This is a genomic window from Nocardia callitridis (assembly GCF_039543305.1).
Taxonomy (GTDB): Bacteria; Actinomycetota; Actinomycetes; order Mycobacteriales; family Mycobacteriaceae; genus Nocardia; species Nocardia callitridis.
Window position 1 is genome coordinate 985614 of the sequence record NZ_BAABJM010000001.1, and the last position, 21306, is coordinate 1006919.

23 protein-coding genes are annotated in these 21306 nt (G+C 67.4%); 9 read left to right on the plus strand and 14 right to left on the minus strand.

Annotation, left to right across the window (positions count from 1 at the left end; genetic code table 11):
* The 6 genes from ABEA50_RS04190 to ABEA50_RS04215 are packed head-to-tail and all read right to left on the minus strand — an operon-like array spanning position 1 to position 8422.
* On the minus strand, positions 1 to 798 hold the full coding sequence (locus tag ABEA50_RS04190; RefSeq protein WP_345493674.1) for an enoyl-CoA hydratase family protein: 798 nt from the start codon (positions 796 to 798) through the stop codon (positions 1 to 3).
* Entirely contained in the window at positions 798 to 1958 is a 1161-nt protein-coding gene (locus ABEA50_RS04195) for an acyl-CoA dehydrogenase family protein (protein WP_345493675.1), read from the minus strand. Before ABEA50_RS04195 ends, ABEA50_RS04190 begins: the two co-directional genes overlap by 1 nt.
* Entirely contained in the window at positions 1955 to 3955 is a 2001-nt protein-coding gene (locus ABEA50_RS04200) for an acetyl/propionyl/methylcrotonyl-CoA carboxylase subunit alpha (protein ID WP_345493676.1), read from the minus strand. The genes ABEA50_RS04195 and ABEA50_RS04200 overlap by 4 nt, the downstream gene beginning before the upstream one ends.
* Before the next feature lie 8 nt (positions 3956 to 3963).
* Complete coding sequence (locus tag ABEA50_RS04205) at positions 3964 to 5562, minus strand: acyl-CoA carboxylase subunit beta (protein WP_345493678.1); 1599 nt, start codon at positions 5560 to 5562, stop codon at positions 3964 to 3966.
* Positions 5559 to 6710: an acyl-CoA dehydrogenase family protein gene (locus ABEA50_RS04210; protein WP_345493679.1), complete on the minus strand. Its 1152-nt coding sequence runs from the start codon at positions 6708 to 6710 to the stop codon at positions 5559 to 5561. Before ABEA50_RS04210 ends, ABEA50_RS04205 begins: the two co-directional genes overlap by 4 nt.
* Positions 6707 to 8422, minus strand: a complete 1716-nt coding sequence (locus tag ABEA50_RS04215) for an acyclic terpene utilization AtuA family protein (protein WP_345493680.1) — start codon at positions 8420 to 8422, stop codon at positions 6707 to 6709. Before ABEA50_RS04215 ends, ABEA50_RS04210 begins: the two co-directional genes overlap by 4 nt.
* 285 nt (positions 8423 to 8707) lie before the next feature.
* On the opposite strand from ABEA50_RS04215, the gene ABEA50_RS04220 reads away from it, so the two are divergent.
* Positions 8708 to 8866, plus strand: a complete 159-nt coding sequence (locus ABEA50_RS04220) for a hypothetical protein (RefSeq protein WP_345493682.1) — start codon at positions 8708 to 8710, stop codon at positions 8864 to 8866.
* A 1-nt stretch (position 8867) separates the two neighbouring features.
* Here the strand turns inward: ABEA50_RS04220 and ABEA50_RS04225 are convergent, their stop codons facing one another.
* The 3 genes from ABEA50_RS04225 to ABEA50_RS04235 form a co-directional block, all read right to left on the minus strand.
* Entirely contained in the window at positions 8868 to 9632 is a 765-nt protein-coding gene (locus ABEA50_RS04225; RefSeq protein WP_345494645.1) for an adenylate/guanylate cyclase domain-containing protein, read from the minus strand.
* Between the two features lie 621 nt (positions 9633 to 10253).
* Entirely contained in the window at positions 10254 to 11018 is a 765-nt protein-coding gene (locus ABEA50_RS04230) for an ABC transporter permease (protein ID WP_345493683.1), read from the minus strand.
* The gene (locus ABEA50_RS04235) at positions 11018 to 12004 is read right to left on the minus strand and encodes an ABC transporter ATP-binding protein (RefSeq protein WP_345493684.1); all 987 of its coding nucleotides are present in this window, start codon (positions 12002 to 12004) and stop codon (positions 11018 to 11020) included. The genes ABEA50_RS04230 and ABEA50_RS04235 overlap by 1 nt, the downstream gene beginning before the upstream one ends.
* A 367-nt stretch (positions 12005 to 12371) precedes the next feature.
* Here ABEA50_RS04235 and ABEA50_RS04240 point away from each other — a divergent pair, with 367 nt between their 5' ends.
* Positions 12372 to 12680, plus strand: a complete 309-nt coding sequence (locus tag ABEA50_RS04240; protein WP_345493685.1) for a putative quinol monooxygenase — start codon at positions 12372 to 12374, stop codon at positions 12678 to 12680.
* 1 nt (position 12681) lies between these two features.
* On the opposite strand, the gene ABEA50_RS04245 is transcribed toward ABEA50_RS04240, so the two are convergent.
* Complete coding sequence (locus tag ABEA50_RS04245; protein WP_345493686.1) at positions 12682 to 13890, minus strand: helix-turn-helix transcriptional regulator; 1209 nt, start codon at positions 13888 to 13890, stop codon at positions 12682 to 12684.
* 174 nt (positions 13891 to 14064) lie between these two features.
* Here ABEA50_RS04245 and ABEA50_RS04250 point away from each other — a divergent pair, with 174 nt between their 5' ends.
* From ABEA50_RS04250 to ABEA50_RS04265, 4 genes are read left to right on the plus strand one after another with little or no spacing between them, the layout of a single operon-like run.
* The gene (locus tag ABEA50_RS04250; protein ID WP_345493687.1) at positions 14065 to 14202 is read left to right on the plus strand and encodes a hypothetical protein; all 138 of its coding nucleotides are present in this window, start codon (positions 14065 to 14067) and stop codon (positions 14200 to 14202) included.
* The gene (locus tag ABEA50_RS04255) at positions 14199 to 14366 is read left to right on the plus strand and encodes a hypothetical protein (RefSeq protein ID WP_345493688.1); all 168 of its coding nucleotides are present in this window, start codon (positions 14199 to 14201) and stop codon (positions 14364 to 14366) included. Before ABEA50_RS04250 ends, ABEA50_RS04255 begins: the two co-directional genes overlap by 4 nt.
* Entirely contained in the window at positions 14363 to 14533 is a 171-nt protein-coding gene (locus ABEA50_RS04260) for a hypothetical protein (RefSeq protein ID WP_345493689.1), read from the plus strand. Before ABEA50_RS04255 ends, ABEA50_RS04260 begins: the two co-directional genes overlap by 4 nt.
* Positions 14530 to 14826, plus strand: a complete 297-nt coding sequence (locus ABEA50_RS04265; RefSeq protein ID WP_345493690.1) for a hypothetical protein — start codon at positions 14530 to 14532, stop codon at positions 14824 to 14826. Before ABEA50_RS04260 ends, ABEA50_RS04265 begins: the two co-directional genes overlap by 4 nt.
* A gap of 69 nt (positions 14827 to 14895) precedes the next feature.
* Here ABEA50_RS04265 and thiG read toward each other — a convergent pair whose 3' ends face one another.
* The 3 genes from thiG to thiO form a co-directional block, all read right to left on the minus strand.
* Positions 14896 to 15654, minus strand: a complete 759-nt coding sequence (thiG, locus tag ABEA50_RS04270; RefSeq protein WP_345494646.1) for a thiazole synthase — start codon at positions 15652 to 15654, stop codon at positions 14896 to 14898.
* 67 nt (positions 15655 to 15721) lie between these two features.
* Entirely contained in the window at positions 15722 to 15940 is a 219-nt protein-coding gene (gene thiS / locus ABEA50_RS04275) for a sulfur carrier protein ThiS (protein ID WP_345493691.1), read from the minus strand.
* Positions 15937 to 17082, minus strand: coding sequence for a glycine oxidase ThiO (thiO, locus tag ABEA50_RS04280; RefSeq protein ID WP_345493692.1), 1146 nt, complete (start codon positions 17080 to 17082; stop codon positions 15937 to 15939). The genes thiS and thiO overlap by 4 nt, the downstream gene beginning before the upstream one ends.
* Positions 17083 to 17217: 135 nt before the next feature.
* Here thiO and thiE point away from each other — a divergent pair, with 135 nt between their 5' ends.
* Entirely contained in the window at positions 17218 to 17916 is a 699-nt protein-coding gene (gene thiE / locus ABEA50_RS04285) for a thiamine phosphate synthase (RefSeq protein ID WP_345493693.1), read from the plus strand.
* A 64-nt stretch (positions 17917 to 17980) separates the two neighbouring features.
* Here thiE and ABEA50_RS04290 read toward each other — a convergent pair whose 3' ends face one another.
* A complete protein-coding gene (locus ABEA50_RS04290; RefSeq protein WP_345493694.1) occupies positions 17981 to 18727 on the minus strand; it encodes an NUDIX hydrolase in 747 nt (248 codons plus the stop codon).
* Positions 18728 to 18910: 183 nt separating this feature from the next.
* On the opposite strand from ABEA50_RS04290, the gene ABEA50_RS04295 reads away from it, so the two are divergent.
* Together ABEA50_RS04295 and ABEA50_RS04300 are read left to right on the plus strand one after the other, a co-directional pair.
* Positions 18911 to 20299, plus strand: a complete 1389-nt coding sequence (locus ABEA50_RS04295; RefSeq protein WP_345493695.1) for a hypothetical protein — start codon at positions 18911 to 18913, stop codon at positions 20297 to 20299.
* A complete protein-coding gene (locus ABEA50_RS04300) occupies positions 20296 to 21300 on the plus strand; it encodes a glutamate ABC transporter substrate-binding protein (RefSeq protein ID WP_345493696.1) in 1005 nt (334 codons plus the stop codon). Before ABEA50_RS04295 ends, ABEA50_RS04300 begins: the two co-directional genes overlap by 4 nt.
* Positions 21301 to 21306 lie beyond the last annotated feature (6 nt).

Consider the following 21306-nt stretch of genomic DNA (forward strand, 5'->3'; position numbering starts at 1 on the left):
CTATTGTGCCCAGCGTGCCGGACGGCGTTGCAGGAAGGCCGTGATGCCCTCGACCGCTTCTGGCGTGCCGAAGAAACTCGCCGAGCGACGCGCCAGTTCCTCGGCGGAGGCATCGAACTCGGCCAGCGTCGCGGTGTTCACCAGCCGCTTGCTCTCGGCCAGGCCCTGCGGCGACCCCTTGCGCAATTCGGCACACAACCGCGCCACCTCGGCCCCGTGGTCCTCGGCCGCCACGGTGATCAGGCCGATCCGCTCGGCGACCTCGCACCCGAACTTCTCACCGGTGAGGTAATACCTGCTCGCGGCACGTGCGGTGAGCCTCGGCAGCAACGGCAGCGAGATCATGAAGGGCGCGACCCCGATCCGCACCTCGGTGAGCGCGAAACTGCTCGACGGCCCCGCCACGGCGATATCGCAGGCCGCGACAATCCCCATGCCACCAGCACGCACGTGCCCGTCGATCGCGGCGATCACCGGCTTGGGCGTGGACAGCAGCGCGCGCAGCACCTCGATGATCGCGCGGCTACGATCGTCGGCGGCGACGGCGGGGTCGGCCGCGCTCGCCTCGCCGAGATCGGCTCCCGCACAGAAGGTATTGCCGGTGTGGGTGAGCACGATCGCGCGCACCCGGTCGTCGGCGGTCGCGGTGGCGAGGCCGTCGAGGAGTTCGGCGACCAACCGCGCCGACAAGGCATTGCGATTGTGCGGCGAGTCGAAGGTCAGCGTGGCGCGGCCCGCGTCGACATCGACGTCGTAGCGAACCATCGGCGCGGTGCCCCGCAGTGCGTCGTCACTCATCAGTACGACTTCGGGAGGCCGAGCGAATGCTGGGCCACGAAATTGAGGATCATCTCGCGACTCACCGGAGCCACCCGCGCGATCCGCGCCGAAGCCAGCATCGCCGCCAAACCGTATTCGCTGGTCAGACCGGATCCGCCGTGTGTCTGGATGGACTGATCCAAGGCGCGAATACTCGCCTCGGCGCCCGCGTATTTCGCCATATTGGCCGCCTCGGCGGCGCCCATCTCGTCACCGGCGTCGTAGAGCTGCGCGGCATTGCGCATCATCAGTCCCGCGAGTTCCACCTCGATCTTCACCTGCGCCAACGGGTGCGCGATGCCCTGATGCGCGCCGATCGGCGTCTTCCAGACGATGCGCTGGTTGGCGTATTCCACCGCGCGATCGATCGCGTAACGCCCGAGGCCGACGGCACTGGCCGCGCCCATGATCCGCTCGGGATTGAGTCCGGCGAACAACTGCATCAGCGCGGCGTCTTCGCTGCCGACCAGGGCGTCGGCGGGCAGCCGCACATCGTCGAGGAACAGGCTGAACTGGTGATCCGGCTCGATAATGTCCATTTCCTGCGGCGTCTTGGTGAAGCCCGGGGTGTCGGTGGGCACGATGAACAACGCGGGCTTCAGCTTGCCGGTCTTGTTGTCCTCGGTGCGCGAGACGATGAGCACGGCCTCGGCCTGGTCGACCCCGGAGATGAAGACCTTGCGGCCGTTGAGAACCCAGTCGGCACCGTCGCGGCGCGCGGTCGTGGTGATCTGATGCGAATTCGACCCGGCGTCGGGCTCGGTGATACCGAAGACCATCTTGCTGGTGCCGTCCGCGATCTTCGGCAACCACAGCGTCTTCTGCGCGTCGGTGCCGTACTTGCTGAGAATGGTTCCGCAGATCGCGGGTGAGACCACCATGAGCAACAGCACCGCGCCGTGAGCGGAAAGTTCCTCCAGCACGAGCGAGAGCTCGTACATGCCCGCGCCACCACCGCCGTATTCCTCCGGCAGGTTCACTCCGAGGAAACCGAGTTTGCCTGCCTCGTCCCATAATTCGGTCAACGGCTGATTCGCGCGTGCTCGCGGAAGCACGTAGTCGCGGTAGTTGTATTTGGCGGCCAACGCGGCGACAGCGGCGCGGAGGGCGCGCTGCTCCTCGGTTTCGATGAACGTCATGAATTCTCCTCGGATTCCGTCTCGGTATCGACCACCGCGAGCACCGCGGCGACCTCGACCTGTTGACCGACAACAACATTCAGCGCACTGAGCACGCCGTCGGCGGGTGCGACGATGGCGTGCTCCATCTTCATCGCCTCCAACCACAGAATCGGCTGCCCCCGTTCGACCCGATCACCCGCTTCGGCGCCGACGCGAATCACGCTGCCAGGCATCGGCGCGAGCAACGAACCCGCGGCGACCTGCTCGGCCGGATCGAGAAAACGCGGCAGCCGCCGCGCGGCGACCGGACCGAGCGGCGAGTCGACGCACACGAGATCGCCGTAGCGAGCGATCTCGAATTGCCTTCGTACTCGACCTCTTTCGCCGGGCACCGCAAGCGCGACCCGATGCGCGGACGCCTCGATCAGTTCGAGACCCTCGTACCCGGACACGGTGACCGAGCTTCGCCCGAACGAGTAGTCGACATCGTGAATGCCGGTACGGGCGCTGTCGTAGGACTTGCGCTGCGGCTGCGCGGGCAGGTTGCGCCAGCCGCTGGGAAAACCCCCGCCGACCGGTGCGCGTCGACGATTCTCGGCGACTTCGGCCAAGGCGGCGGCCACGATCGACAACGCCTCGTCCGCCTCGGACACCAACGGCGCCGACAGCACATCCAGGCCGTGCGTGGCGAAGAACGAGGTATCGGTGTCACCCGCGAGGAAGGCCGGGTGGCGCAGTACCCGCACCAGCAGATCACGGTTGGTGACGAGGCCGTGGATCTTGGCTCTACTCAGCGCGGCGGCCAACAATCGGGCTGCCGCACTCCGGGTTTCGGCGTAGGAGATGACCTTCGCCAACATCGGGTCGTAGTGCACACCGATCACCGAGTCGTCCACGACACCGGTGTCCAAGCGCACGCCAGGCCGCTCGAAAAGGTCGAATTCGGTGACTACCGAGGGGATCTCGAAGCGATGCAGCGCACCGCTCTGCGGCTGCCAATCCTTGGCCGGGTCCTCGGCATACAGCCGGACCTCGATCGAATGCCCGCGTGTCACAGGCGGTTCGGGCGCCAGGGCCGCACCGGACGCCACCGCCAATTGCGCGCGAACGAGATCGAGTCCGGTGGTGCACTCGGTGACCGGATGCTCCACTTGCAGGCGGGTATTCATCTCCAGGAAAAAGAAATCACCCCGCTCGTCGGCGAGGAATTCCACGGTGCCCGCGCCGGTGTAGCCGATCGCCTCGGTGGCCAGGCGCGCGGCCTCGAACAATCGGGTCCGCATCCCGTCGACCCGCCCGACCAGCGGCGACGGCGCTTCCTCGACCACCTTCTGATGCCGACGCTGAATCGAGCATTCGCGTTCGCCGACCGCCCAGACCGTGCCGAGGGTATCGGCGAGCACCTGCACCTCGATGTGCCTGCCGGTCTCGAGGTAACGCTCGCAGAACACCGTCGGGTCGCCGAACGCCGATTGCGCTTCCCTGCGCGCGCCTTCCAGCTCGGTAGTCAGCTCGGCGAGCTCACGCACCACGCGCATTCCGCGACCGCCGCCGCCCGCCGACGCCTTGATCAACACCGGCAGGTGCGCCGCGGTGACCTCGGCGGGGTCGAGTTCGGCGAGCACAGGGACACCGGCCGCGTCCATCATCTTCTTCGCGGCGACCTTCGAACCCATCTGTTCGATCGCCGCCACCGGAGGTCCGACCCACACCAACCCCGCGTCCAGCACCGCGCGCGCGAATTCGGCGTTCTCGGAAAGGAACCCGTAGCCGGGGTGCACGGCGTCCGCCCCAGCAGCCAGCGCGGCCGCCACCACGAGGTCGCCGCGCAGGTAGGTCTCCGCAGGAGCATTGCCGGGCAAGCGGACGGCGGCGTCGGCCTCGCCGACGTGCGGGGAGTCGGCGTCGGCGTCGGAATACACCGCGACCGTGCCGAGACCCATCCTGCGGCAGGTGGCGAACACCCTGCGCGCGATCTCGCCCCGATTGGCGACCAGAACATTCGTGACAGTCATCGCGCGGCTCACATTCGGAAGACGCCGAAGCCCTCGGCGCCCTTGATCGGTGCGTTGTGGATCGCCGACAACGACATTCCCAACACGGTGCGGGTATCGCGCGGATCGATGACGCCGTCGTCATAGAGCCGTCCCGACATGAACATGGCCAGCGACTCGGCCTCGATCTGTGCCTCGATCATCGCGCGCATTCCCGCGTCGGCCTCCTCGTCGAACGGCAGCCCCTTGGCCTCGCTCGCGGCCCGACCGACGATGGAGATGACACCCGCCAGCTGCGCGCCACCCATCACCGCGGATTTCGCGCTCGGCCAGGCGAACACGAACCTCGGGTCGTAGGCGCGCCCGCACATGCCGTAGTGCCCGGCACCGTAGGAGGCGCCCATCAGTACCGAGATATGCGGCACCGTCGAATTCGACACCGCGTTGATCATCATCGCGCCGTGCTTGATGATCCCCTTCTGCTCGTATTCCTTACCGACCATGTAGCCGGTGGTGTTGTGCAGGAACAGCAATGGCGTGTTCGACTTGTTCGCCAACTGGATGAACTGGGTGGCCTTCTGGGACTCCTCGGAGAACAGCACACCGCGCGCGTTGGCGAGTATGCCCACCGGATAGCCGTGCAGCTGCGCCCACCCGGTGACCAGACTGCCGCCGTAGAGCGGTTTGAACTCGTCGAATTCCGAACCGTCGACGATACGGGCGATCACCTCGCGCGGGTCGAACGGGATCTTCAGGTCCGAAGGGACTATGCCGAGTAGGTCTTCCTGGTCGTAGCGCGGTTCGACCACCTGCGCGCGCGGCGGCGGACCCTCCTTGCGCCAGTTCAATCGCCGAACGATACTGCGGCCGATCCGGATCGCGTCGTGCTCGTCGGTCGCGTAGTAGTCGGCCAGGCCCGAGACCCGCGCGTGCATATCGGCGCCGCCGAGGGATTCGTCGTCGGACTCCTCCCCGGTCGCCATCTTCACCAGCGGCGGACCGCCGAGGAACACCTTCGAGCGTTCCTTGATCATCACCACGTGGTCGGACATGCCGGGAATGTAGGCGCCACCGGCGGTGGAATTGCCGAAAACCAGCGCGATGGTGGGGATACCGGCCGCCGACGCGCGAGTGAGGTCGCGGAACATGCGTCCGCCGGGAACGAACACCTCCTTCTGCGTGGGCAGATCGGCACCGCCCGATTCGACCAACGAGATCACCGGCAGCCGGTTCTCGCGCACGATGTCGTTGATGCGCAACGTCTTTCGCAACGTCCACGGATTCGAGGTGCCGCCACGCACCGTCGGGTCCGGCGCCACGATCACACATTCGACGCCTTCGACCACGCCGATGCCCGCGACAGTGCTGGCCCCCACATGGAATTCGCTCCCCCACCCGGCCAGCGCACACAGCTCCAGGAACGGCGAGTCCTCGTCGACCAGGAGATCGATGCGCTCACGGGCGGTGAGTTTGCCGCGCTTGCGGTGGCGGGCCAGCTTTTCCGGACCACCACCCGCGATGGCCTTGGCGAACTCCGCCTCCACCTCGGCGAGCTTGACATTCATCGCCGCGGCGGCCTCGGCGTACTCCGGCGCCGCGGTGTTCAGCGCGGTGCGCAGGACGGTCATGACTGGTACCCCAATCGTTTCGCGGCGAGGCCGGTGAGGATTTCGGTGGTGCCGCCACCGATGCCGAGCAGCCGCATATCGCGGTACTGCCGTTCGATTTCGGATTCGCACATGTAGCCGAGTCCGCCGTAGAGCTGCACGGCCTGATTGGCGACCCATTCACCCGCCGCCACGGCGGTGTTCTTGGCGAAACACACCTCGGCGATCAGATCGGTTTCGCCAGCCGCGCTGCGCACCACCACGTCTCGGGTATAAACCCTGGCGACGTCGATGTGCCGCGCCATCTCGGTCACCGTGTTCTGCACCGACTGCCTGCTGATCAACGGGCGGCCGAAGGTCTCGCGCGCACGCACCCAGTCCAGGGTGAGGTCGAGGCAACGTTGCGCGCTCGCGTACGCCTGGATCGCGAGGCCGACGCGTTCGCTGACGAACGCGCCCGCGATCTGCGCGAACCCGGAATTCTCCTCGCCGACCAGATTCTCGACCGGCACCCGCACATCCACATAGGACAGCTCGGCGGTGTCGGAAGCCAGCCAACCCATCTTGTCGAGTTTGCGACCGACCGTGAAACCCGGTGTGTCCTTGTCGATCACGAGCAGTGAGACGCCACCGGCGCCGGAACCTCCCGTGCGAACGGCGGTGACGACGAAATCGGCGCGCACGCCGGAGGTGATGTAGGTCTTGGACCCGTTGACCACGTAGTGGTCGCCGTCGCGGCGCGCCGAGGTGGTGAGGTGCCCGACATCCGAGCCGCCGCCGGGCTCGGTGATCGCGAGCGAACCGATCCGGTCACCGGCGAGCGTGGGTCGCACCCACCGCTCGATCTGGGTTTCGTCGCCCGCGGCGATCAGATGTGGCACGGCGATGCCGCAGGTGAACAGGGAGGCGAACAGGCCACCGGAACCACCGGCCTGGTGCATCTCCTCGCAGACGATCATCGCGTCGACAGCGTCGCCGCCCGCGCCGCCGACGGATTCGGGATATTGGATACCGAGCAGCCCGAGCGCTCCGGCCTTGCGGTGCAGCGCGCGCGGGAGCTCGCCGTCGCGCTCCCATTCGGCGAGATGGGGCAGTACCTCCCGGTCGACGAAAGAGCGGACGGTGGCACGCAATGCGCGGCGTTCGGGGGTTTCCCATGCTCGGGTCACGGCAGCAGCTCCACGGGGATCTCCAGGTGTCGAGAGCGCAGCCATTCGCCGAGCCCCTTGGCTTGCGGGTCGAAACGGGCCTGATAGGCAACGCCCTTGCCGAGTAGACCCTCGATGATGAAGTTCACGGCGCGCAGATTCGGCAGTACGTGCCGGGTGATCGTGTGCGCCTCGGTCTCCGGGAGCAGTCGGCGCAGGCGCTCGACGGTGAGCGTGTGCACCAACCACCGCCATTGCGCTTCGGTGCGCACCCACACACCGATATTCGCGTTGCCCCCCTTGTCGCCGCTGCGCGCCAACGCGACGGTTCCCAGTGGCACGCGTCGTGTTTCACCGGTGGGCAACGGTTTTGGCAGCTCGACCGGATCGACGGCCGCCAACTCCCTGGTCTCGGAGGACGGTGCGATCAACCGCTGCGTGCCGTCCGCGAGCACGGCGCGGTGCGCCACCAGCGCTGCGTCGACGAACCCCGGCGTGTAGACGCCATACGGTGAACCATTGCCGGGCAGCGTGGTGAAGCTGCAGCCCGGGTAGCTCGCCAGGGCCAGTTCGACCGCGACCGAGGAGAATGCCCTGCCGACCTTGTTCGGGTCGCAATCGCGTACCACACAACGCAACAGCGCGCTCGCCTGTTCCTCGGTGTCCGCGTCGGGACGATCGAGCCTGGCGAGCGTCCAGCTCAATTCCTCGGGGCGCGCGGGCAGCCAGGATTCCAGCTGGCGTTGCGCCAGTGCGGCTTTGGCCTCGATATCGAGCCCGGTGAGGACGAACTCCATGGCGTTGCGGAATCCACCGAGGGTATTCAGCGAGACCTTCAGACGCGGCGGTGGCGGTTCGCCGGTCACCGCGCTGATCGATACCCGGTCAGGGCCGAGCTCGGTGAGTTCGATCGAATCCAACCGCGCCGTCACGTCGGGCCCCGCATAGCGCGCGTCCTGAATCTCGTACATCAGTTGTGCCGCAACGGTATCGACGGTGACCGCGCCTCCCGTGCCCGCGTGCTTGGTAATAACACTGCTGCCGTCGCGACGAATCTCGGCCACCGGGAAGCCCGGCCTGCCGAGATCGGCCAGTTCGGTGAAGAACGCGAAATTGCCACCGGTGGCCTGGGTACCGCATTCGATCACGTGTCCGGCGACTACCGCGCCCGCCAACTGATCGTAATCAGTTCTGCCCCAACCGAAATGCGCTGCCGCGGGGCCCACGACCACCGACGCGTCGGTCACCCGGCCGGTGACGACGATGTCGGCACCCGCGTGCAAACATTCGGCGATCCCCCAGGCACCGAGGTACGCGTTCGCCGTGAGCGGGGCGCCGAAGCCGAGTTCATTCGCGCGTTCGAGTAGGTCGTCGCCGTCGACGTAGGCGATCTTCGGTGCGAGCGCACGCTCGGCCGCGAGCGTGCGCAGCCGGTCGGCCAGACCCGAGGGGTTGAGCCCGCCCGCGTTCGTCACGATGCGCACGCCACGCTCCAGCGCGAGCCCGAGACAATCCTCCAGCTGCCGCACAAAGGTTTTCGCATAGCCGAGCCGAGGGTCCTTCATGCGATCACGGCCGAGGATGAGCATGGTGAGCTCGGCGAGATAGTCACCGGTGAGCACATCCAATTCGCCACCCTCGAGCATCTCCCGCATGGCGCCGAGCCGGTCGCCATAGAAACCCGAACAGTTTCCGACCCGCAACACATCCGGGTCCGCGGCGAGCATACTCATGAGCGCGATCAACCTCCGAGTTCTGACGAAACCCCGCATAGCCCCACGCCGCGGCACCGATCCGTCCTTGCACCCAGAATCACACCCGCAGCACAAAAAAGCAAGCACGCGTGCTTGTTAATTCAGCTAGTCCACCAATTCACCTCCTCCCGAAGTAATGCCGTCAACTGGACGTGTGCGCGGAGGCTGCCCGGAGGCAGCGCGAGGAAACCCTGGTGATCTTGGTTTCGGCCGTGCCGAGACCCCTGATTGTCGAGCTGGGGGAAGGACCGCGAGACTGGTCGGGTGTCGGATGAGTTGATCGGGGTTTTGTTGGTTGCGCTGGGCGGATTTTTGATCGGCGGCGCCTACACCACGTGGAAGGGGACTCGGCCGCTGGCGATCGCGCTGGGGGTGTGCGCGGTGCTCGCGCTCGGTGGGGCACTCGCCTACTGGATGGGGTAGGTCAGCGGGGCGAGAGGCGGAAGATGCGCAGGTCCTCGGGGACACCGCTGAGTGGGGCGGCGAAGAAGCCGCGGCGATACGGCTTCACCTGGTGGCCCAGTTCGCGCAGCGTCTGCTCGTCCAATGCTGCCAAAGTGGCCTGCGACAGCATGGTGTTGCCGTTGCCGCCCGCCTCCATCACACGCGCGGCGATGGTGACATCGACGCCGAGCCAGTCGCCGCCGATCTCCCTCGGCGTGCCCGTATGCAGCCCCATCCGCATCTGCGGGCGATAACCGTCCACCCGCACCTCGTCCAGGTTGCGCTTCGCGGCGATCGCGGCATGCACGGCACGATCGGGCGAACCGAACACCGCCATCAGGCCGTCACCCATGCGCTTGACGACCTGGCCGCCGCGCTCGGCGATCGGCGGCTCGATGGCCTTGGCGACATGCCGCAACAACTCCAAGGTCGCCTCGTCGCCAGCCGTCAACGACCAGCGCGAAAACGCCACCAGGTCGGTGAACATCACGGTGACTTCCTCGGTGCCCTTGCCGCGACCGACCCGCTCCAGCATCGCCTGCCACACCTGCAACGCGCCGAACCCGATTTCGCGTGCGGCACTGGGGGAATCGCCGACCAGCTTGTCCGCGGCGCGGGCGACCGCACGCGCGCCGCCGGGACCGGTGACCGACAACGGATCACCGAACGCGGGATCGCCGGGCAACTGTTCACGCGCCTTACGCAAGGCGCCGATGAAATCCGGACGCTGATTGGCCGCGTTCATCAACGTGCTGAACTGCGCGCGTCGACCGGGTGAACTCGACCTACGCCGCTGTCCCGACCTCCGCGACTCGGATTCACCAGGCGGCAACGGTATTTCGACCGCGGGCCGCAGATCGTCGTCCTCCGGCGCAGCACCCCCGGCAGGTGTATCGCTCACGGTCCGAGGGTATCTCAGCCCATCAGACGCCGGCGGTTCACTGATCGTCGCCACCTGCTTCCTCCCGTTCGGACGGAGCGAACACATCCAGCGGCGACGCGCCTCGCCACGCTGGAGCGGTCGTTCGCTGAGCGGAGCGGCCGTGCACCCCCTGCGCGAGGCGGGCGAATCGGCGGCCGCCGATGGATCATGTGCTGGTCGCGCTTTCTGCGATGCTACCCGCTAGTAAACCTGCCCCGACAGGCCAGAGCGCGACAGTTTCCCCGATATTCACATCCCCCCGAAAAGCACGCTGCGACCTGCCTGAACGCACGACATCGGCCCGGTGCGAAATCCATCACACCGGGCCGATGAGCGCGCTCGGAGCCGGGCAGTGGCGCCGAGCGCGGGGGACACGGACCTCCCGACAAGGTCCGCGTCCCCTACCCGAGTGGCGAGGGAGTGCGACTCGGGCAGATTCGGGGATCAGGCGTCGCGCTGATTCAAGACTACGAGCGCGGCACCGAACACGATCGCGACGAACGCCGCGAAGTACAGCAGGCTGCCCCACGGGCCCCAATGCCAGTTCCCCGCCATCGTGCTGCTGGTGGAGTAGAAGCGAGAGATATTCGCGAACGGCAGGAACGGAGTCACATTCCTTCCGAAGCTGCCGAACGCGCCGAGCAAGCTCTCGATCAGCAAGGGCCACAACACGATCAGTGTGATCGCCGCCGCCGACTGTCGAACCAGCACACCGACACCGACCGCGAGAACCACGCCGAGGAAGGCGTAGATCGGCACCGCGTAGATCGCCCGCACACTGTCGGAATTCGACAGGTCCATGCTCGCGGTCGCGGCCTCACCACCGATCGCCTTGGCGACGGCGTAGGCGACCAGTGCGAGCACCAGGGTCAACGCCGCGGCATAGACACCGACCAGCAGAGCCTTGGTGGCCACGACCTTGCTGCGATTCGGGGTCGCCTGGAAGGTCGTCCTGATGATTCCGAAGCGGTACTCGCTGGTCACCGTCAACGTCGCCATGATCATCAGGACCATCACGCCGAAGCCGGTGACTCCACTCGTGGCGAAGTCGACGGTCAGGTCGGGCGAACCCTCGCTACCCGCTGTCCCCCGCGCGACCGCCGCGAACAACGCCGCCAACCCGATGGCGAGCACGACGACGACCGCCGAACACCACCACGGCGACCTGGTCGAGGTGAGCTTGATACGTTCCGCTGCCAATACGCCCATCAGAGCGCACCTCCCATCGCCTGCGCGGGAGCCGGCTGTGACGCACCCGCCGCGAGTTGCGCCGCGTCGAGGCCCTCACCGTGATACTGCACGGCACCGCCGGTCATCCGCATGAACGCCTCCTCCAACGACGCGCGTTGCGGCGCGAGTTCGTACAGCGTGATCTCGTTCGCACCCGCGAGCTTGCCGACCGCGTCACTGCTGACACCCGCGACCACCAGGGCCGGGCCGTCCTTACCCTCGCCGTCCTCGCGAATGGTCATGCCATTGGAGGTGAGCAGGCTGCGCAGCTGATCCAGTTGCGGGCTTCGCACACGCACCGACTGCTCGGAGGCGCGCTCGATGAATTCCTGTGTGGTCGAATCCGAGATCAGCCGACCGCGGCCGATCACGATGAGATGTTCGGCCGTCTGCGCCATCTCCGAGAGCAGGTGGCTGGAGACCAGCACCGTGCGTCCCTCCGACGCCAGCCGCTGCATGAACCGGCGAATCCACAGGATGCCCTCGGGGTCGAGACCGTTGACCGGCTCGTCGAAAAGCAACACCTCGGGATCGCCGAGCAGCGCACCGGCCAAGCCGAGTCGCTGCGACATGCCGAGCGAGAATCCGCCGGCACGCTTGCCCGCTACCTCGGACAACCCGACCAGTCGCAGCACCTCGTCCACCCGCGAGGCGGCGATGCCATTGGAGGCGGCCATCCATTGCAGGTGTGCGCGTGCCGAACGATTCGGATGCACCCATTTGGCGTCCAGCAACGCACCGACAGTCGCCAGCGGCCGGCCCAACTGCTGGTAGGGCTTGCCGTTGATCAACGCGGTGCCCGAGGTCGGATTGTCCAACCCCAGAATCATCCGCATCGTCGTCGACTTGCCCGCACCGTTGGGCCCGAGGAACCCCGTCACCATTCCAGGTCGAACGGTAAAAGTGAGGTCCTGCACGGCGACGGTCTGGCCGTACTGCTTGGTCAGCCCGTTCAGCTCGATCATGGTGACTACCTTTCCGGAAAACACGGCGGCGCGCGTCCCTACAAAGTGCCGACTTCGATCATCCTCGAGGATGACTCAGGGCCATCCCCATGGGTGCAAGCCCGTATCGGTGCGTCCACCTTCCTGCGGTTATGCACCCGTGCGGACGGGCATATACGCCCCTGGACAGCTCGAATTGTGACACGTAGGTGACCCGTTCCGGGGTCACGGTGTGGCGATTGCGGCGATCGCCGAAGAACCAGCCAGTCCAGCGTCAACGCCGGATACCCGTCGTACGTCCGCTCGGGATATAGCGTCGTCACTCCGTTGACCTCGCGCAGCTACGCGCGCACCGTCGACGCGGGCAGGTTCACGGTACGGTCGGTGCATGTTCGCACTCGTGGTGAAGTTCAACCTGTACAGCGACGAGAAAGCCACGGCCTTCGACCAGTTGGTTGCCGAGACCGTCGAGCAGATCACTGTCCACGAGCCCGGAACGCTGGTGTACGCCACGCACACCGTTGCCGACGAACCACTGTCACGGGTGTTCTATGAGGTCTACCGGGACCGTGAGGCGTTCGACGAGCACGAGCGGCAACCCCACACCAAGCGTTTCCTCGACGCACGCGGCGAGTACGTCAAGTCCTTCCGGGTCGAGTTCGTCACCCCGACCGTGGTGAAGGGATTGCCGACCTAGGTCACAGACCCCCGGCTATCCCGCACCACACGGCCAGCCCGTGCACGGTGTCGACGCTGCGCGCTTCGGCACGCGCCAACGCCCGGACAGTCTCGTGCACCATCGGGTTGTACCGGGTCTGCGACGGCGCCACATCCTTCGCGGTGAGCAACGCATGCTCGGCGCGACGCCGGTCGCCGTGCAGCAGGTAGGCGCGCGCGAGGTCGATGTAGTGGTGCCCCGCTCGCTCCCTCGGTGCGTCGGCCGGAATCACGAGATGCTGTGCACGAGTGAGCGCGCCGCCGCTGTCCATGCCTTCGACCGCAAGGGCCACTGACCAGATACCGACATTCGTCGGCCCGAACGACAGGATCGGGTCGGCATCGTCACCGACACGCAACGCGGTCTCACGCGCTTCGGCAAGGTGGGAGTCCGCGAGATCTCGCTTCCCGGAACGGGATGCGGCAAGCCCGGACTGCAGGTGCAGGCCACCCCACGCGATGAGATCGGCGCGCTGCCCCGCCCCTAGCCGTGGTTCGATGCTCGACCGGCAGCGGTCGAGGAAATTCAGTGCCGCCGTCCAGTCGCCGCCGGAGGTGAGCAGGGCGGCGCGCTGGAACTGTGCCGTGGCAGTCCACAGCCGATCGTCGGATTCGGTTGCCGCCCAGGAGAGACGGTCGATCGCGAGCGCTGCGAGGTCGGTGTAGCCGAGCTTGTGCGCGAGACTGTGGGCGGAGTAGTACAGCTCGCACAGCATGACCAGGGCGCGGTCACGGTCCGGGCCGTCGAGTCGGTGGACTGCTGCCCGTACTTCGCCGAGCAGTGCGGGGAGCACGTCGCCGAGCTTGTGGAACGACGCGGCCCGGCGGTACCGGCAGACCCGCCCCACCTCGACGGCGATCTGATCCAGTGGGCGCACCTCCAACACGTCGGCGTTGTCGATGTCGTAGGCGGCCAACTCCGTTCGCAATGCGGCAACGGCCGAATGCACCTCGCGGTCCTGCCCCGCTGCGGGGGCGAAGGGCTGCCCATACAGGTCAGCCACGCTCACCCGCAGAACCTTCGAGACCGCACCGAGGAACGCCGGTGTGGCACTCACGCGACGCTGCTCGACCGACCGGACAAGGCCGATCGAGACGTTCGCCCGTTCGGCTAGCTGCCACTGGGTGAGTCCTGCGAGTTTCCGAGCCTGCGCCACTCGGGCGGCCACGCTTTCGCGTTCTTCTCTCACTACTCCAGTGTGCTCCGGCGTTGCCATCGTCGGTACGAAATTCCTTCGTACTTCACCGCGGTTCCCTGCATCACAGTGATTCCAGCACTCGCCGCCGGACGTTGCCGAACTTCCCCCAGGTCAGGCCCGGCGGCGGGTGTCACCAGCCAACACAACACACCTCGAAGGTCTCCCATGGCAGAGATCAACCGATTGACCGAACACGAAGCACACCACGCGCTGCTCACGGTGGCACCCGCCGACATGACGACGCTACAACGAGTCGCCGACGGACTACGGGCGATCAACGACGGGCCGGAGCACCACCGGTGAAGGCCGACCTGGATACGTTGCGGCGCTGGACTTCCGCCGACACCTGCACCCCGCGCCAGGTCGAGGGACTCGACCACGCCCGATGGACACTCGACAGGCACGCCGAACACCGCTGCCCCATGTACTGGGTAGCGCTCGGCCACAGCTCGAAGGTGATCGGATGATCGACGGGGAAGGCTGCGACGACATCACCGGCATCCTCGATGTCGAACAGGCGCAAGGCATTCTGCGGATCCACCGGCACTGCACGCCGCCGTGTCGTCGACGGCAGGCCGCCTCGGAATTCCTGCGCGGCCGGGGTGCCCCACCATTGACAGCGGTGCAACCATGAAGGCCATCGGGCTCATCCACACCGGATGCGGTAGCGACCGCGCCGAGGACGAACAAGCCATCCGAGACGTGGTGATCCAGCGCGGCTACGACTTCGCCGGGCTCCTGACGGTCACGCCGCACACCTACATGCCGACCACGCTGATCGTGCACACCGCGGCGCAGCACAACGCCACGGTGATCGTCGCACCAAGTATCGACCACTTCGGCGCGGCAGCGCACGCGGTCGCACTGGCGTGCGTTCTGGCCACACCTTCGATCACGGTGCCCTGCACGGTCGGTCGCGCGCATTGACGTGCTGGACCGGTCGAGGGCAATCTACCGACTCAGATGACCCACACCCGGAGTTCCCCAGGTAGTCACCTAGAAGACAGATTCCTCGATCGTCGGCGAGGATGCCTGCGCCCAGAATCGTTTGGGAATCCGTCCGGCCTGTCTGGCCAGGTAGCCGGCGCGCACCGCGGCCGCCATCGCGGCCGCCATCAGCTCCGGTTCCCGCGCCCTGGTCACCGCGGTGGCCAGCAGCACGCCCGCGCAGCCGAGTTCCATCGCCTGCGCCGCGTCGCTCGCGGTGCCGATCCCCGCGTCCAGGATCACCGGTACTCCGGCGTCGGCGACGATCATTTCGATGTTGTGCGGATTCGCGATACCGAGACCGGTGCCGATCGGCGAGCCGAGTGGCATCACCGCCACGCAACCCGCGTCCTCCAACCGACGGGCAAGGATCGGATCGTCGTTGGTGTAAGGCAGGACGACGAAACCGTCGTCGACCAACTGCTCTGCGGCAGAGACCAATTCGAGTGCGTCGGGGAGCAGAGTTCGGTCATCGGCGACCACTTCGAGCTTCACCCAATTGGTGTCGAGCGCTTCCCTGGCCAGCTGCGCGGTGAGCACCGCCTCCGCGGCATTGCGGCAGCCCGCGGTGTTGGGCAGCGGCGCGATCTCCAACCGCTTCAGCAGATCGAGCACCCCGGTACCGCCCGAGGAATCCACCCTGCGCATGGCGACCGTGGTGAGCTCGGTGCCCGAGGCGAGCAGCGCGTGCTCGAGCACCGCGAGATTCTCCGCGCCGCCGGTACCCATGATCAGCCGCGAACCGAACTCGCGGTCGGCGATGCGCAGTACGTCGGCCGAGGCAAGGGCGGCGGAAACCTCGGGGACCTCGGGGACCTCGGGGACCTCGGACGTCTCAGCCACCCTGGACCGCCGTGATCACATCGATGTTCCAACCGCGCTCGACCTGCTCGTCCCAGCGCGACTTGGGAAACAGCGCGCCGTCCACCGCGAGCGCGACCCCCTGGCAGGGCAACTCGAGCACGTCGAGCAACTGACGCACCGTCAACGCTTCGGCGAACTCGTGCTCGTCGCCGTTGACCGTGACACCGATGGGGACAACTGACAGCGTCATCGAATTCCTCCTACAGATGAGAAGTGGGACGGCCCATGGATTTTCGTCTGACCGGCCGTCTGCGGTCTGGTCGTCGATGCCGAGTTCGCCGTAGCGAAGCGATACGGATCGGCCGCGCGCGCCTCGGGCAGCGTCGTCCCTTCGAGCACGCTCAGCACCGCGTCGACGGTCAGCGGGGTGGTGAGCATCCCGTTGCGGCCGTGGCCCGCCGCGACCACGACGCGCTCGTCCAACGCGCCGATCAACGGCAGGTTGTCGGGGGTGCCGGGACGCGAACCCGCACTCGCCTCACGCAATTCGTACTCACCGATCCCCGGGAACACCTGTTCGGCGTCGGCGATCAGGTCGCGCACACCGGCGACCGTCACCGCCGTATCGAAACCAGCCTCGTATTGCGTTGCGCCGACCACGATTCCGTCTTCTCTTGGCACCAGATACAGCTGCCTGCCATGCGCGCGCACCCGCACCACCCGCGTCGGCGGTGGCGTCACCCCCGGTCTGCGCGCCAACCGCAGGATCTCGCCCTTCACCGGGCGCACCGGCAACCGCGGCCACAACCGCGCGCTGTGCGCGCCCGCGGCGAGCACCACACGGTCATGGGGCAATGCCGTCAGCGAGTCGACCGACTCGGCGCGGAACTCGACACCGGCGGTGGTCGCCGCCCTGCGCAGCGCCTCGACCACCCGACGATTGTCGACGGCCGATTCGGTCGGCGACAACAGTCCGGCACGCACGGTGCGCGCCAGCATCGGCTCCAGTTCACGCACACCCGCGCGGTCCAACCAGCCCAACTCATGCCCGCGCTCGCCGACCCACTCGCCGATCGTGCGCAGATCGGCGGTGTCGGCACCGTCCATGGCGACCGTCACGGTCGCGTCGGCGACGAACACCGATTCCCCGAACACCGCCGTGAGCTCGGCGCCGAATTCCGGCCAGCGCGCCAAGGCCGCCGCGCCGAAATCGAGCACCGCGTCTTCGCCAGGCCAGCCCTCCGACAACGGCGCGAGCATGCCGCCGGCCACCCACGAAGCACCGGAGGCAACCGCGGGATCCGACAGCGTGACCTGCCACCCCGCACGCGCCGCGCGCCACGCCACGGCCAGTCCGATGACGCCGCCCCCGACGACCGCCAGCGTGCGCATCCGTTCACCTGCCCTCGTCTGTCGACTCGATGGCCTTCGCGGTACTGGTCACCGCCACGGTCTGGCAGCGGCCCCTACCCGCGCGAACACCACCTGTTTCGCTCCTCCAACCGTAGCGCGGCTACGGTCGAGAGCGTGCAACCCTCCCACCCGCCCCGACCTGCCTCGGCCAGGGAACGCCTTGCCACCGCACGGCTGTACCTGTGCACGGACGCGCGCCGCGAGAAAGGTGATCTCGCTCGCTTCGCCGAAGCCGCGTTCGCGGGCGGAGTCGACATCATCCAACTGCGCGACAAGGGCTCGCCGGGCGAAGCGAAGTTCGGCACACTGGAAGCCAAGTCGGAACTGGGCGCGCTGGCGGAGCTGAAGGCTGCCGCGCGCAGACACGGCGGGCTGGTCGCGGTGAACGACCGTGCCGATATCGCGCTCGCGGTCGGCGCCGACGTGCTGCATCTCGGCCAAGGCGACCTGCCGCCGTGGTACGCCCGCCGCATCCTCGGCCAGGACGTGGTGATCGGGCGCTCCACGCACAATCGCGCACAGGCCGGGCTCGCCGCGGTCGACGAACACATCGATTACTTCTGCACCGGCCCGGTCTGGGCGACACCCACCAAGCCCGGTCGCCAAGCGGCGGGCCTCGAGCTGGTGCGTTCCACCGCCGAAGCGCATCCGACGCGTCCGTGGTTCGCCATCGGCGGCGTCGACGCGGGCAACCTGCCCGAACTGCTCGAGGCGGGAGCCAGCCGAATCGTGGTGGTGCGCGCCATCACCGGAGCCGACGACCCGAAAGCGGCCGCGCGCGAGCTCAAATCAGCGCTGTTGGCGAACGCCTAGACCAGCGATGGCCTAAAGTCGACACCGACGTCAAAGGGAAACCGGAATTCGGTCGTGTGTCGACTCAGGACAGCAGCTGACTACGGGTCAGCGAGAACACAGCGTCGCGCCCCGCGCCGCCGTTCGGCTCCGCGCTGCCGTTTCCCCGAACAGCCGAGCCGTCGAGCTCGTCGGTCCGCTCGGGCGCCTTCCGCGTCTGCGCCGCAACGGGATCGATCACCCTGGCCTCCTGGCCAGGACCGTCGAGCACCGCGTGCAACCACACGAAACCCGCTTCGGCCAGATCCAGCGTGCGCGGCAACGCGGCCACCACATCCGCGTCCTCGGCGATGTCGTCCAGGACGACCCTGGCCGGTCGCGCCCGCAGCGACGACCAGGACGCCGCGAAACCAGGGTGGAGCTTCCGGTCGGTCACCTCGGCCTCCGGCACCCAGACCAATTCGGTGCTCTCCCTGTTTCCCTTGGTCGGCAGAATGGTTGGCGCGTCCGCGATCACCGTGGTGTAGGTCCAGCCGCCGCGCACCGTCGCGGTTACCCGCTCACTGCGCACGAACACATCCTCGGGGCGGATTCTGGTCTCCTCCCACGCCTCACGCACCGCGGCAGTCACCGGTGTCTCGTCACTGTCGCGGGCACCACCCGGCAAGGCCCAGGTTCCGCCCTGATGACTCCAGGGTGCCCGATGTTGCAGCAGCACCGCCGATCCGCCGCCCGCCAGCGGCGCACGCAGCAGTAGACCCGCGGCGCCGAAACGGCCCCAGTGTCGCGCCCCGTCCGGCCCGCGCGACCACCCGTCACCGTCACCACGCATCTCGCACCCATTCTCTTTCGCCGTCAGCGCCCGTCCAGCTACCGCACACCCTGGAGGTGTTCTCCGCGCGGCGACGCCCGTAGAACCACAATAAACTCCCCGACAGCACCCTTGGCGTGATCAGATGTCCGGTTGGGCCGTCGAGAAAACCGCGAAAACGACCCGACCGGAGAGGTGGAAGACATGGCTAGAGCCGATGTGGCGACGGCGCAACGGCCCGCGCCACCGGCTGCCGAGCAACCCACCGGTACGCCACGCAGCGGACCGTTGCTCGCCCTGCTTCGCGAGTACCTCGACCCGGCCGGCCTGCGCGCTTTCGCCAAATCCTCACCGGGACGGCTGATTGCGATCGGTCTGGTCCTGATCGGGGTGAGCGTCATCGCCGGCGGGGTGACCGCGGCCTCGATCAGCGCGCGTCAATCGGGTCTCGGCACGCTGCTCGACGACACCGAACCTGACTCGTACTCCGCACTGCGGCTCTACACCTCGCTGTCGATCGCGGATGCCGCGGCGAGCACCGCGTTCATCTCCGGCGGACTGGAGCCGCAGGCGGTGCGTGATCGATACACCCAGGCGGTCGGTGAGGCCGCCGCGGAATTGGTGACCCAATCCGGCCACGCGACCACCGTCGGTACCGATGGCGCACCCGACCCGGATACCCGCTTGCGCACCGGCATCGCGACCAGCCTGCCCATGTACTCCGGCTTGATCGAGGCCGCACGCGCGAACAACCGGACGGGATACCCGGTCGGCGCCGCGTATCTGAGCGAGGCGTCCAACGAGATGCAGACCAAGCTGCTGCCGATGGCACAGGAACTGCACGATCATCGCTCGAAGGCCGTCACCGACGCGCAGCAACGCCATCTGCGACCCCCGTGGACGGCGATCACGCTGCTGGTGGTGGCACTCGGCCTGCTGGTCTGGGTGCAATCCGATCTGATGCGCCGGTGGCGGCGGATGCTCAATCCCGGATTGCTGTCCGCGTCGGCGGCGATACTGATCCTGTTGGCATGGACCGTGATCGCGGGTTCGGTGTCGGCCACCGCGATGATCCGCGGCCGCGACGACGGCGTGGTGCCCGCCGCCAGGCTCACCGAGAGTCGAATTCTGGCGCAGCAGGCGCGTGCGGCGGAGACACTGAAGCTCGTGCGCCGCGACGCCACCGGCGACTACGACCGTACCTACGACACCAATGTCGCCCGCCTCGCCGATCTCCTCGCGGCGTACCCCGATTCCGCGCCCGCGGCCACCGAGGTGAAGAGCGCGCTGCCCGCGCTGGATCGGTGGCGTCGCGCCCACCAGCGGATGAACGATACGTTGGAGCGAGGTGATTTCAGCGGGGCGGCGGCCGTGGCCACCGGTCCGAGCGTCGCCGATTCGGCCGCGCAGGTCGAGGCCATGGACAAAGCATTGGAGCGAGGCATTGTCGAGACACGAAACAATCTGCGCGACAACATCACCCAGGCGACCAAGGTGCTCGGCTTCTTGGCTTCCGGCGGACTCGTGCTCGGCCTAGCCGCGGCGGGCTGTGTCGGACTCGGCCTGTGGCCGCGGCTGCGGGAGTACCGATGACAGCGACACCGATCCTGGCGCGCGCACGCGCGGCGCGCACCGGCTGCGCCTGCGCGCTCGCTGTGCTCGCCCTGGTCGCGGGATGTAGCGCCGAAGCGCAACCGCTGCCGAGCAATCCGCCCGCGTATACCGCGCCGCCGTTCCCCGCCCAGGCCGTGACCATTCCGCCGAACGCGCCGATCCCGCCACCCGACGCGGAGCGCTGCGCCAACCCGACCGCGAGTTTGCGACCGACCGGGGAAGGCAAGAGCGCGCGCGGCAAGGCACTCGACGCGATTCGGGCACGCGGCAGGCTGATCGTCGGCCTGGACACCGGCAGCAATCTGTTCAGTTTCCGCGATCCGATCAGCGGCGTCATCGTCGGATTCGATGCCGACATCGCCAGGGAGGTCGCCCGCGATCTGCTCGGCAGCCCCGATCTCGTCGAATACCACACCCTGTCTTCGGCGGAGCGCATCGAGGCGTTGAAGAACCATGACGTGGACATGGTGGCCAAGACCATGACGATCACGTGTGAACGACGACAATCGGTGACCTTCTCCACCGTCTACGTGTTGGCACACCAGCGGGTGCTCGCGGTGAAGGACTCCGGGGTGAACAGCATCGAGGATCTCGCGGGCAAACGCGTCTGCATCGTCGGCGGCACGACCTCGATCGATCACATCCGCCAGATCCAGCCGACCGCAACGATTCTCACCGTGCCCACCTGGGCCGATTGCCTCGTGGTGTTGCAGCAACGGCAGGCCGACGCGGTGAGCACCGACGACGCCGTGCTCGCCGGTCTTGCCGCGCAAGACCCGTACACCACGCTGATCGGTGGGAGCATCAGCGAGGAGCCCTACGGCATCGGCATTCCGAAGGGCGATGACGACCTGGTGCGCTTCGTCAACGGGACGCTGGAGCGCCTACGTGGGGACGGAACCTGGACCGCGCTCTACAACCGCTGGTTACCGGTACTCGGCCCGACCCCACCCCCACCGACCCCGATTTACCTGGACTGATCGGTC